The organism is Kitasatospora sp. NPDC127067 (genome assembly GCF_042724755.1).
Classification (GTDB): domain Bacteria; phylum Actinomycetota; class Actinomycetes; order Streptomycetales; family Streptomycetaceae; genus Kitasatospora; species Kitasatospora lactacystinica.
The window spans coordinates 20,506-32,852 of record NZ_JBHXEM010000100.1; the positions used below are offsets into that span (position 1 = coordinate 20,506).

Genomic DNA, 12,347 nt, shown 5'->3' on the forward strand with positions numbered 1-12,347 from the left:
TGCCTCGGACGGGGAGTCGGAGTGCGATGACGGAGTTCGAAGCGGGATACGCGCCTGCGCCGATCGGCCGTGAGGAGGAGGTCGACCGGATCCTGCGATGCCTCGACGTACGTTCCGGTCCGCAGGGTCTGCTCGTACTCGGAGAGACCGGCACCGGCAGGTCCCGGTTGCTGCGGTTCGCCGAGGAGACGGCCGCGGCGCGTGGGGCCCGGGTCCTTTCCGCGCGGGGCTGGGGCGGGGAGAAACCGCCGCCCTTCGCCTCGCTGCACCGGCTGCTTCTGCCGGTGCTGGACGCGCCGGACACGTTTCCGAAGGACGGGTGGCCGGTGCTCCGTACCGCCTTCGAGCCGGGTGCGGGAGCCGGGCCGCAGGAGCGACGTGCGCTGTGTGCCGTCACGCTGGCACTCCTGACCCGCCTCGCCCGGACGAACCCGCTGATGGTTGCGGTGGACGACGCCCAGGACTGCGACGACGCCTCCTTGGATGTCCTGTCCTCCGTACGGCGGCGGCTCACGGACCAGGCGGTGACCATGCTGTTCACCGCACGCGGCGAGGCTCCTCCGGCCGGAGTCCCGGCTGACCTTCCCGTCCTGCGGCTCGGCCCGTTGTCCCCCGGGGCAGCGGCCCGGCTCCTGGACGCGCAGTCCGATGCACCTAGGGGGCGGCATCGGCTGGACCTGCTCCGGCAGGCGGAGGGCAATCCGCTGGCGGTCGTCGAGCTGAACCGGGCGTCACGCGTCGGTGCCGGGCCGGCCTCGGCCCCGCAGGCGTTCGCCTCACGTCTGGATGTTCTCCCTGAGGACGCGCAGCGCGCACTGCTCTATGCCTCGGCCGCGCTGCGGGAGGAGGAGCTCCGCATCGTGATGGCTGCCTTGGGCACCGACGACCTCACCGTATGGACCCCGGCGGAGGAGGCCGGTCTGATCGGCATCGCCGACGGCCGCCTCGCGTTCGGTCACCCGCTGGTGCGTGCGGCGGCGTTCCACCGGCAGCCCGCGAAGCTGCGGCAGCGGGCCCATCGGGACCTGGCCGCGGCGGCGGGCCAGAGCCCGGCGAACCGGGCCTGGCATCTGGCTGCGGCCGCGATCGGCCCCGACGAGGCGGTGGCCTCGGCCCTGGAGCGGGCGACCGCCACCCACGCCCTGCGCGTGGGAGACCGCTTCGCCTCGGCGAAGGCCCTGGAGCTGGCGGCGCGGTTCAGCGGAGATGACGAGGCCCGGGCCCGCCGCCTCGCCTCGGCCATGGCGGCGGCGAGCGATCTGGGGGATCCGGAGTGGGTCCGCGACCTCTACACGGAGTTCTCCCGGGTCAACCGTGACCCGGAGCTGCGGTGCATCGCCGCCTGTGCCATGGCCGGCGCGCTGGCGCTGCTCTCGTTCCAGCGCGAGGCCTTCGCGCTCCTGTCGGACATGTGGCGCCACTCTCCACCGCGTACCGCCACCACCGCCTTCGCGCTCACCGCGATCGCCGCCTCGATCGCCCACCAGTCCGGTCTGCCCGAGCACCGGGCGGAGCTGCCGCGCCTGCTCGACCACGCGAGACAAGCGGCCCGGCAGACACCCGGGTCGCGGGACGGCCGCCGCGGGCACTGCGGGCACTTCACGCCCCCCGGGGGCGTCGCGCCGGTGGACCCGGGCTTCATCCCCGGGCTCGGCGGTGCCGGAGTCCTGCCGGCGCTGGAGAGCTACGTGTCGGCGGGAATCGACGCCGGCGCCCACGTGGGCGGCAGGTCCCGCCGGGTGCCCTTCGCCCTGCCCGGACCGCTCGACGGCCCGGCTCCCCTGCCCCGGCTGCTGGCCGACGCCGCGGTGGCGTACTACACCGACGAGTCGGAGCTGTGCGCGGAGCTGTACCGGCAGGCGAGCACACTGCACGGTGCCTGCGGGGCGTGGGGCCCACGCTTGTGGACGCTTCCGCAACACGTGGACACCCTCATCGCCATGGGCCGATGGCCCGAGGCCCGGACCCTGATCGAGGAGGGACGCTCCGACGCGGTGGTCCACCGGTTGCCCCGAGTCGACATGGACCTCGAAGCGCTGGAGATGACGCTGCGCGCCCTGCGTGGCGAAGCACTGCCGGACATCCTGTTCACCGGCCCCCACTGGCGCTCCGTGAATCTCGGCGAGAACCTGGCTGTTCGAGCCAGGATGCTGCGCGCCGGCGGGCTCCACGCACTGGCCCTGGGGGACGTGGAACGCGCGTTCCACCACTTCAGGGCCCTGTTCGGTGAGGACGGATCGCCACTCGCCCCCTTCGTGTCCCCGCGCTCCGTCGGCGAACTGGCCGCCGCCGCGCAGCGCGTCGGCCGGAAGAAGGAGGCAGCGTACGTCCTCGGCGCGGTGCGGGCGGGTCTGGGCGAGCGGCCGACGACCCGCATGACACTCCTGATGCATCACGCGGCCGCCCTCGTCGACGAGGAGGCGGACCCTGAGCACCACTTCCGGCTGGCTCTGGTCAACCCCGCGGGCGACACCTGGCCGCTGGAACGGGCCCAGGCCCGTCTGCACTACGCGATCTGGCTGCGCAGGTGCCGACGGCCGCTGGAGGCCCGCACCCAGCTGACCACGGTCCTTGAGACGGCGGCCCGGCTCGGCACCCGCGCGCTCACGGACGCGGCCCGCGGCGAGCTGCGCGCGACAGGTGTCGCCGACGCCTCCGCCTCGGCCGAACGGCTGGCCGAGCTGACGGCCCAGCAACAGCAGATCGCACGGCTCGCCGCCGGTGGCCTGTCGAACCGCGAGATCGGCGAACGGCTCTTTCTTTCGCCGCGCACGGTGGGCTCGCACCTCTACAACGTCTATCCCAAGCTCGGCATCAGCAGCCGTCATCAGCTTCGGGACCTCCTGCACGACAGCTGATGTGCGAACGACCACCGACCAGCGGGGCCCGAGCGAAAGGCGGAACGAATGCAGCCGGACCCCGACCGGGAGGCGCGCGCCGGGCAGCCGTCGCCAGTGATCCTGGATCCTCTGGTGCAGCGGCTCCTCGACGCCTCGGCGGCACCGCCCTTCCTCCACGAGCTGGAACCAGAGGCCGCGCGACAGGCGCTGCGGGAGTCCCAAGCCGACCGGATCGACGACTTCGACGTGGACGCCACCTTCCACACGGCGCCCGTGGGGCCCACCGGCCTGGTGGGCTTCTGGGTCTTCCGGCCAACCGGTGTGGGGGGCCGGCCCCCCACCGTGCTCTACGTCCACGGCGGCCGCTGGATGCTGGGCGACGGGCAGACGCACGCCTGGCTCATCAGCGAGCTGGTGCGCGAAGCCGGTGTCGCGGCCATCGTTCCCGAGTACAGTCGCACGCCCGAGAGCCGCTATCCGGTCGCCCTCGAAGAGTGTTACGCCCTGCTGACCTGGGCGGTCGGACAGGCCGAGTCGCTCGGGCTCGACACCGACCGGCTCGCGGTCGCCGGGGACTGCGCGGGGGCCACTCTTGCCACGGCGCTCACGCTGCTGGCGCGGGCACGCGGAGGTCCGGAACTCCGTGCCCAGCTCCTGTACTACCCCCTTACCGATGCCCGTTGCGACAGCCCGTCACAACGGCTCTTCGCCACGGGATACCACCTCACGCGGGAGGCCGTACGGTCGTACTGGCGGCAGTACGTGGTAGATCCCCAGCAGCGGGATGAGCCGACCGCGGTCCCGCTGCGTGCGAGTACGGCCGCGCTCGCGGGACTGCCGCCGGCCCTGGTCGTCACGGCGGAGGCCGACGTCACCAGGGACGAGGCGGAGGAGTACGCGGACCTGCTGCTTCGGGCTGGTGTCGCCGCGACCGCAGCACGGTTCCAGGGCACGGTCCACGACTTCGTGTCGCTGACCGCGCTGCGCAACAGCCCGTCGACGCGGGCGGCCGTACGGCTCGGCGGCAGGTTCCTCCGCGCTCACCTGCGGTGAGAGCGGCCGGGGACGCGTGGCGCATCCCCGGCCGACGCGTGGCAGGGACGCCACCTGCCCGCCGTCGCAGGAGCCGGGATGCGGGGTGCGGGGTACGGGACAGAACACCAGTCGGGTGACTGATGGCGACGACGGCGGATGGTTCGAGACTGGACTTCCTACTGTTTCGACGCTCTCCAGGGAGCGTCCGCAAGACCATGACGAGAGGTCATGATGTCCGTCGTACTCTCCGTCCTGCCGCTGCCTCCGTCCGAGCGGGCCGACTACTGGCAGAGCATCGTCTCCGACACCTTGGTGCCGATGGACGTCACGCTGTACGAGCGCGAGCCCGCGACGGGAACCATGGCCGTCGATACGCTCGGCCCCCTCCAGATCTCGGTGGTCGAGGCCGGCCCGGCGAGCGTTTCGCGCCACGCCTCCCTGATCTCCAGGGGCGGAGCGGAGTACATGACCGTCACGCTCCAGCACCAGGGCACCGGGCGGCTCACCCAGGACGGGCGCCAGGCCCTGGTCCGCCCCGGTACTTTCACCTGCTCCGACGCCGGCCGGCCCTACGACAGGGAACAGCCGGAAAACTTCCGGTTCACATCGATCCGGGTACCGAAGGAGGTGCTGGCCGTGACGGACACCGAACTGCGGGCGATCACGGGGACCGTCTTCGACAGCCACCGCGGCACGTCCGGAGTGGTCGCCGGCCATCTGGAACGTCTGGCGGACCGGGCGGCCGACTTCGACCCGTACACGGGCCGGCAGCTCGCGATGACCGCCGTCGATCTGCTGACGGTGCTGGTGCGCGAGCGGCAGGGGCTGCTGAACCCCCACGCGTCGGAGGTGGCCCGCGGGATGCTGGCCCGTATCAAGGAGTACATCCTGCGACACCTGGCTGATCCAGGTCTCTCTCCGGAGATGATCGCGTGCGCGCACCACATGTCCGTCCGGTATCTGCACAAGATCTTCCAGGCCGAGGGGACCACAGTGAGCCGTTGGATCCATCGCGAGCGCCTGGAGAGGTGCCGACGGGAGCTGGCCAGGCAGTCGAGGTCCGCACCCACCGTCTCGGCGGTGGCTCAGCGCTGGGGCTTCGTGAACCCGTCCCACTTCAGTCGGTCCTTTCGCACCGCGTACGGGATGTCACCCCGGGACTGGCAGTCCAGCACGCGCCGCGTGTGAACAGAGGCGACGCTCCGCCGGGCCGCACCGCACGGACGGGCCGGCCGCTCTGTGCGCGCGCGTGCCGATCCCGCCCCCGCCCGGGCGGGGGCGGGGGCGGGGGCGGGATCGGCACGGACGCGGCCCGGGCAGCGGGTCAGCGAGCGGTGGACCGGACCGCGTCCAGGATGAGCTCGGCCACGCGCTCGGGCTGGGCGAGCATGACCAGGTGCGAGGAGTCGACCTCGGTGGTGGTCATGCCGGCGCGCTCGTAGCCGTAGCGCTCCATATCGGGGTTGAGGGTCCGGTCGGAGGTGGCGATCAGGCCCCACGAGGGCTTGGTCCTCCATGCCGCGACCGGCGCGGTCTCCGTGAAGGCCCGTGCGGACAACGGGCGTTGGGAAGCGGCGAGCACTTCGGCGAGCCCGGGGTCCACGTCTGCGGCAAAGAGGTCGGGGAAGCGCTCGACCGCCACCGAGACGTCGGTGCCGGTCTCGTCCGAGCCCGCCACGGGGAAGGGCGTGTAGACGAGCGCGTCCGCGAGGCCCGTGTCGGGGAAGCGCCCTTGCAGCTCGCCGAGGCTCTCGCCCTCCTCCAACGCGTATCCGGCGAGGTAGACCAGCGCCTGGACGTTGTCCTCCGTGCCGGCGACGGTGATGACGGCGCCGCCGTAGGAGTGCCCGACCAGGACCACGGGGCCGGCTATGGCGCGTACCACCGAGGCGATGTAGGCGGCGTCGTCGACGAGGCTGCGGTTGGGTACGGCCGGGGCCACCACCTCCAGGCCTGCTGCGGTCAGTTCGGGGATGACGCGGGCGTAGCTGGAGGCGTCGGCGAAGGCACCGTGGACCAGGACGACGGTGGGGCTGACGGGTCGGGACATGAGTGAACTCCTCGGGACGTGGGTGGGGGTGTGGAAGGCAGAATCGCTGTGTTTCACAGGCCCAACCGGGCGCGGCTCGCCTCGGGAACCAGGTCGGCGTACTCGGGGTGCTTGCGGATCCACCCCCGGATGAAGGGGCAGTACGGCAGGACGTGCAGCCCGCGTGCGCGGGCGTCGTCGAGGGCTCCCCGGGCGAGCAGCCCGCCGTGTACAGGGGTCGGTGGTGTTCAGAGCGTGCGGCGCACGCCCGCCTGGCGTTCCAGGTTGCGGAGCTGGACTGCGAGGTCGCCCTCGACGGCGGCGTGGGCGGGGCCGCTGCGGCCGATGGGCAGGACCTCCTCGCCGCGCATGTCCTCCAACATCAGGGCAAACGCCGCGTAGATCGCGACGAGCGCCACCAGGAGGCCCAGGACGCCGGACGTACGCGTGAGCCACTCGGCGCCGGTGAGGCCCGACAGGCCGGTGGCGGCCCAGCGGGGCAGGGAGACCGCCAGGACGAGCCAGAGCGCGCGCTTGGGCCGGGTCACGGCGGTCATCAGCGCCCCGAAGCAGAGGAGCGCCAGGTTGAAGACGCCCAGCACGCGCAGGCCGTCGGCAGTGCCGCTGAACATGACGAGCGCGTAGGCCAGCCAGCTGCCGGCGAAGATGCCCATGAGCGTCGCCGCGATCACGTCGCGGGCGCCGAAAGCCAGGACGCTCACCAGGAACTGCAGGGCGAAGGCGGGCGGTACGCACAGGGCGACGGCGCCGCGGGCCTCTGTTTCGAAGAGCCCGAGTTGCAGGCATCCCGTCATCACGGATGCGATCGCCACCGTGAAGAAGCCCAGCGGCATGGGTGAGGCGATGGGGCGCAGGTTGATACGGGTCATCGACCGGAGGTCCGGTTCGAGGCGGCGTCCCGGGGGTGTGTCCGGCCGGTTGTCCGGCGCGTCGTCGGCGCCGCCGGAGGAGGAAGCGGAGGCTGTACTCATCGTGTGGATCTCTCGTTCAGTGCTCGAAGCAGGGGTCGAGGAACGGCGGAGGCGTCTCGGGAACGGAGCCTCGGGCGACGCGCCACCGACGATGCTGCTCGGACTCGGCGGCGGCCTCGGCGACGAGCGACGCCTGGCGGGCACCGCTCTGGTAGCCGCCGAAGTGAGCCACCGGGCTCCACTCCGGGCTGACCGGCGGGACGGCCTCGTCGAGTCCCTCATACTCCGCGCTCGCGTAGACGATGCGCCCGCCGACGACGGTGAGCACGGACTCGATCTCGGGGATGACGTCCTCGGGCACGGTCAGGAAGTCGTCGGAAAGGATCGCGAGGTCGCCGTAAAATCCCTCCCGCAGGACTCCCTTGGCCTCCTGCTCGCCGGTGAGTTGGGCTCCGCCGCGGGTGTAGAGGCCCAGCGCGGTCTCCCTGCTGATCAGGTTGCCTGCCGGGTAGAGCGCAGTGCCGCCGACCGTGCGCCCGGTCACCAGCCAGTGCAGCGCGACCCACGGGTTGTACGAGGAGACGCGGGTGGCGTCGGTTCCGGCGGCGACGGTCAGACCGCGGTCGAGCATGGCCCGGACCGGCGGAGTGCGGGCGGCGGCCTCGGCGCCGTAGCGGTCGCGGAATGCGGTGCCCTGGAAGGACATGCGGTTCTGGACGGACAGGGCGCCTCCGAGGGCCGCGATCCGGTCCAGGCTGTCGCCCGAGACGGTCTCGGCGTGATCGAAGAGCCAGCGGTTACCGCCGGGGAAGAGTCCTTCCGCGGCGAGCTTCTCGAAGACGGCCAGGTCGCGGCGGATCGTCTCGTCGTAGGTCGCGTGGAGCCGGAAGCCCCAGCCGTTCTCCAGCAGGAGTCGGACGGCCTTCTCGAACTCGGCCTCGTATCCCTCGGCGAGCTCAGGGCGGGGTTCGGAGAAGTTCTCGAAGTCGGCGGCGGCCCAGGTGAGGTTCTCGCCCGCGCCATTGAGCCGGAGCCACTCGTCCCCTCCCCCGGGCTTGACCATCTCGGTCCAGCGCTTGAGGTCGGCGAGCTCCTGGCCGGCCGTCTGCGGGAAGAGGTGGTAGGCGATGCGCAGGGACAGCTCCCCCGACCTGGCGAGGTCGGCGACCGTGGCGTAGTTGTCGGGGAAGTTCTGGAAGCCGCCGGCGGCGTCCACCGCCGAAGTCAGACCGAAACGGTTCAGCTCGCGCAGGAAGTGTCGCGTCGACGTCCGCTTGTCCGCCTCGTCGAGGGTCGGCGCCTTGGCCAGCGTCGAGTACAGGATGAGAGCGCTCGGCGCCGCCAGGAGGACCCCGTTGGGTTCGCCGTCCCGGCTCCGAACGATCTGTCCACCGCGCGGGTCGGGGGTGTCACGGGTGAATCCGGCAGCCCGCACTGCGGCCCGGTTCATCAGGGCCGACTGGTACAGATGGAGGACGAACACCGGAGTGTCGGGGGCGGCGGCGTTCAGCTCGGCGACGGTCGGCATCCTCCGCTCGGCGAACTGTTCGGCGGTCCAGCCGCCGACGACCCGGATCCACTGCCCCTTGGGGGTGCGGCCGGCCTGCTCGCGCAGCATGGCCAGCGCGTGGCGGAGGCTGCGCACGCCGTCCCAGCGCAGCTCCAGGACGTAGTTCAGGCCGCCCCTGATGACGTGGACGTGGGAGTCGTTCAGGCCGGGGATCGCCCGGCGGCCGAGGGCGTCGACGACCCTGGTGCCCGGCCCGACGAGGTGGGCGAGGTCGTGGTCGTCGCCGAGGGCCGCGACCCGGCCGTCGCGGATCGCGACGGCGCGGGCCTCGGGGCGGGCGGGGTCGCCGGTGAACACCCTCGCGTTGCGGACGAGGAGGTCGGCCTGCGCGTGTTCCGGCCGCGCGGCGGGCACGAGGCCCGCGACGGGCATGCTCGTCGACGGCCCGGTCATGCCAGGGCCTTGCGCAGGGTGTCGATGGCGACGCCGATGGCGAGTTCCGCGCCCTGCGTCTCGCGCAGCGCGTTCAGCATGACGAAGTCGTGGATGACCCCCTGGAGGCGCAGAGCGGTGACGGGGACTCCGGCGGCACGGAGCTTCGCCGCGTACGCCTCGCCCTCGTCGCGCAGGACGTCGGCCTCGGCGGTGATGACCAGGGCGGGCGGCAGGCCGGTGAGCTGCTCGGTGGTGGCGCGCAGCGGCGAGGCGGTGATCTGCGCGCGCTCGGCCTCCTCGGTCGTGTACTGGTCCCAGAACCACTTCATGGCGTCACGGCGCAGGAAGTAGCCCTCGGCGAAGGCGTGGTAGGAGTCGGTGTCGAAGCTCGCGTCGGTGACCGGGTAGAAGAGGACCTGGTGGGTGAGGCGGACGTCGCCGCGCTGCTTGGCCATGAGGGTGAGGGCCGCGGTCATGTTGCCGCCGACCGAGTCGCCCGCGACGGCGATCCGGGTGCCGTCGAGCTCCTTGTGCTGTCCATCGCGGGTGATCCACCGGGCGACGGCGTAGTTCTGCTCGATGGCGACGGGGTAGCGGGCCTCGGGCGAGAGGTCGTACTCGGGGAAGACGACAGCAGCCGCGGCGCCGACGGCGAGTTCGCGGACGAGCCGGTCGTGGGTGTGGGCGTTGCCGAAGACCCAGCCCGCGCCGTGGATGTAGAGGATGACGGGGAGGGGCCCGCCGGCGCCGCGCGGGCGGACGATCCGGGCGCGGACGTCGCCGGTCGGACCGCCGTGGACGGTGACCCATTCCTCGTCGACGGCGGGCAGGGGGACACGTTCGTCGCTCTGGACGTCGTCCACGGCCTTGCGGCCGTCCGGCACGGGGATCTGGTAGAGGAAAGGCGGCTGGGCAGTGGCGTCGGCGAAGGCCTGGGCGGCGGGTTCGAGGGTCGGCCGGTTCGGCATGGGGGTCTCCTTCGAAGGGTACGGCGGTGGGGCGGGTGATCAGCGGCGAGCGTGCTCAGTCGAGGAAGGCGAGCAGGGCGGTGTTGACCTCGTCGGCGTGGGTCCAGATCAGGCCGTGCGGGCCCCCGGGCACGATCGTCAGCTCGGCGCCGGTGATGCGCTGCGCCAGCGGTATCGCCGTGGCCTCGACGGGCAGGGTGCGGTCGGCGTCGCCGTGGATGACGAGGGTCGGGACGTCGATGCGCGGCAGGTCCGCGCGGAAGTCCGTGAGCCAGGCCTGGACGCAGTCCAGGGTGCCCTTGGCGGAGGCGCTGACGGCGACGTTCCAGCTGGCCTGGACCGCCTGCTCGCTGATGCGCTCACCACCGAGCACGTCGACGTTGTAGAAGTCGGCGAGGAAGGCGGTCATGAACGCGAACCGGTCGGCAACGATGGCCTCTTCGATGCCCTTGAAGACGCTCCCGTCCACGCCGCCCGGGTTGTCGTCCGTCTTCAGAAGGAAGGGCGGAACGACCCCGATCACAACGGCCTTGGCGATGCGCTCGGAGCCGTACGTGCCGAGGTAGCGGGTCACCTCGCCGCTGCCCATGGAGAAGCCGACGAGGACGGCGTCGCGCAGGTCGAGGGTGGTGAGCACCTCGTTCAGATCGGCCGCGAAGGTGTCGTAGTCGTAGCCGTCGGCCGGCTGGTCGGAGCGGCCGAAGCCCCGCCTGTCGTACGTGATGACCCGGTGGCCGGCGGCGAGGAGTGCGGCGGTCTGCTTCTCCCAGGAGGCCCCGTTGAGCGGCCAGCCGTGGATCAGCACTACGGGCTGTCCGGTGCCGTGGTCCTCGTAGTACACGTTGACGGGTGCGGAGGCGCCTTCGGCGACCTTGATGAACGGCATGGAGTGCTCCTTGTGTTGATAACTTTCCGATGGCTGGGCGGAGACGGCCTCAGAGGCCGTACGCCTCCAGCAGCCGCAGCCAGACTTCGCTGACCGTCGGGAAGGCGGGGACGGTGTGCCGCAGACGTTCGAGCGGGACTTCGCCCACGATGGCGACGGTGGCGGTGTGGATGAGTTCGGTCGCCATGGGGCCGGTGAGGGTGCAACCGACGACGACTCCGCGGGTCTCGTCGACGACGAGCTTGGCGTAGCCGCGGTAGTCGTCGGCGTACAGCGCGGCTCCGGCGACGTCGCCGATGCGGTGCTCCACCGCGCGGATCGTGAGACCGGCTTCACGCGCCGCGCGTTCCGTGAGGCCGACGCTCGCGATCTCGGGACGGGTGAAGACGGCCTGCGGGACGGCGACGTGGTCGGCCTGCGCGCTCCAGGCCTGCCAGCCGCCGGTGTCGGCCGAGCGGTCCGAGGCTCGCTCGGCGATCGCCGCGGCGCACGCGCGGGCCTGGTACTTGGCCATGTGCGTCAGCGGCGCCCGCTCGTTCACGTCGCCGACGGCGTAGAGCCAGTCGCCATCGAGGGCGGTGACGAGGCAGGTGTCGTCGACCTGAAGCCAGCCAGCGGCCGGCAGCCCGACGGTCTCCAGGCCGAGGTCCGCCGTGCGCGGGCGCCGGCCGACGGCGGCCAGCACCTCGTCGCACGCCAGGACGGCGCCGTCGTCGGTCTCCACGGTCACGGTGCGGGTGGCCCCGTCACGGGCGACCCGGAGGGCCGAGACCCCGAAGCGGATCGTCACGCCCAGGGCGGTCAGCCCCCGGGCGACTTCTTCGCCGGCACGCGGCTCCCAGCCCGTCAGCAGGGCCTGGTCGCGGACGAGCAGGGTGACGGCGGAGCCGAGTGAGCCCCATGCGGTGGCCATCTCGCAGGCCACCACTCCGCCGCCGATGACGACGAGCCGCTCGGGTACCGCGTCGGCCGTGGTGGCCTGCCGGTTGGTCCACACACCGACCTGGTCGAGCCCTTCGACCGGCGGCAGCGCGGGTTCCGTGCCGGGGCTGAGCACGACCGCGCGCCGGGCCCGCAGGGTGCGGACCGTGCCGTCGGCCCCGGTCACCTCCACCCGGCACTCTCCGGCGAGCCGTCCGTGCCCTCGCACGAGAGGTACGCCGGCGCTGTTCAGCCAGTCGGCCTGACCGGTGTCGTCACCGCGGCCGGTGAACCGGTCACGGCGGGCCAGGACACGCGCCGGATCGAGTGCCGCCGTGACCGCCTGCCGGGCACCGTCGACCGACCGCGCGGCCTCCCGCGCCGCGCCGGGACGCAGCAGGGCCTTGCTCGGTACGCACGCGCGGTAGGAGCACTCGCCACCGACGGCCTCGGCCTCGACGACGACGGCGGTCAGCCCGGACTGGACGATCCGGTCGGCGGCGACCTCGCCGCCCGGTCCGCCCCCGACCACCACGACGTCGTACGTGTCCTCCATCAGCCCTGCACCAGAGGGGTGTCCACGAGGTGCTCGGCCAGGAACCACACCTGCGCCTCGCCGGTGCGGACGACCTCGGAGACGAGCAGGTCGGTGCTGCCCTCGTCGCCCTCGGCCGAGATCCGGGCGGCGGCGTCCCGCGCGTCGATCAGGATCCGCTCGTGCGCGTCGAGGAGCCTCGACAGCATGGCGGGGACCTTCTCCACACCGTTCGGCGGCCGGGGAATGGCCGTCA

At 72.3% G+C, this 12,347-nt stretch carries 11 protein-coding genes; 3 read left to right on the forward strand and 8 right to left on the reverse strand.

Translation table 11 applies throughout. The features are described 5' to 3' along the window. Nucleotides 1-26 precede the first annotated feature (26 nt). The 3 genes from ACFWJ4_RS30605 (at nt 27) to ACFWJ4_RS30615 (ending at nt 5,063) form a co-directional block, all read left to right on the forward strand. Nucleotides 27-2,858: an AAA family ATPase gene (locus ACFWJ4_RS30605; RefSeq protein ID WP_380549609.1), complete on the forward strand. Its 2,832-nt coding sequence runs from the start codon at nt 27-29 to the stop codon at nt 2,856-2,858. A gap of 48 nt (nt 2,859-2,906) precedes the next feature. Next, nucleotides 2,907-3,893: an alpha/beta hydrolase gene (locus ACFWJ4_RS30610; protein ID WP_380549611.1), complete on the forward strand. Its 987-nt coding sequence runs from the start codon at nt 2,907-2,909 to the stop codon at nt 3,891-3,893. Between the two features lie 210 nt (nt 3,894-4,103). Beyond that, nucleotides 4,104-5,063, forward strand: a complete 960-nt coding sequence (locus ACFWJ4_RS30615) for a helix-turn-helix domain-containing protein (protein WP_380549614.1) — start codon at nt 4,104-4,106, stop codon at nt 5,061-5,063. A 136-nt stretch (nt 5,064-5,199) separates the two neighbouring features. Here ACFWJ4_RS30615 and ACFWJ4_RS30620 read toward each other — a convergent pair whose 3' ends face one another. From ACFWJ4_RS30620 to ACFWJ4_RS30655, 8 genes are all read right to left on the reverse strand, one after another. Beyond that, complete coding sequence (locus ACFWJ4_RS30620; RefSeq protein ID WP_380549617.1) at nt 5,200-5,925, reverse strand: alpha/beta fold hydrolase; 726 nt, start codon at nt 5,923-5,925, stop codon at nt 5,200-5,202. A 53-nt stretch (nt 5,926-5,978) separates the two neighbouring features. After that, entirely contained in the window at nt 5,979-6,125 is a 147-nt protein-coding gene (locus ACFWJ4_RS30625) for a GNAT family N-acetyltransferase (protein ID WP_380549640.1), read from the reverse strand. Nucleotides 6,126-6,152: 27 nt separating this feature from the next. Next, entirely contained in the window at nt 6,153-6,896 is a 744-nt protein-coding gene (locus ACFWJ4_RS30630; RefSeq protein WP_380549620.1) for an acetate uptake transporter family protein, read from the reverse strand. Between the two features lie 16 nt (nt 6,897-6,912). Continuing rightward, nucleotides 6,913-8,799, reverse strand: coding sequence for an amidohydrolase (locus ACFWJ4_RS30635; protein ID WP_380549622.1), 1,887 nt, complete (start codon nt 8,797-8,799; stop codon nt 6,913-6,915). Continuing rightward, nucleotides 8,796-9,749: an alpha/beta hydrolase gene (locus ACFWJ4_RS30640; protein ID WP_380549625.1), complete on the reverse strand. Its 954-nt coding sequence runs from the start codon at nt 9,747-9,749 to the stop codon at nt 8,796-8,798. Before ACFWJ4_RS30640 ends, ACFWJ4_RS30635 begins: the two co-directional genes overlap by 4 nt. Nucleotides 9,750-9,804: 55 nt before the next feature. Further along, on the reverse strand, nt 9,805-10,635 hold the full coding sequence (locus ACFWJ4_RS30645) for an alpha/beta fold hydrolase (protein WP_380549628.1): 831 nt from the start codon (nt 10,633-10,635) through the stop codon (nt 9,805-9,807). 49 nt (nt 10,636-10,684) lie between these two features. Continuing rightward, nucleotides 10,685-12,112 carry a dihydrolipoyl dehydrogenase family protein gene (locus ACFWJ4_RS30650; RefSeq protein WP_380549631.1) on the reverse strand — a complete coding sequence of 476 codons (1,428 nt, stop codon included), beginning with the start codon at nt 12,110-12,112 and terminating at the stop codon, nt 10,685-10,687. Then, on the reverse strand, nt 12,112-12,347 hold a 236-nt coding region (locus ACFWJ4_RS30655; protein ID WP_380549634.1), incomplete at its 5' end, for a ferritin-like domain-containing protein. The genes ACFWJ4_RS30650 and ACFWJ4_RS30655, both read right to left, overlap by 1 nt.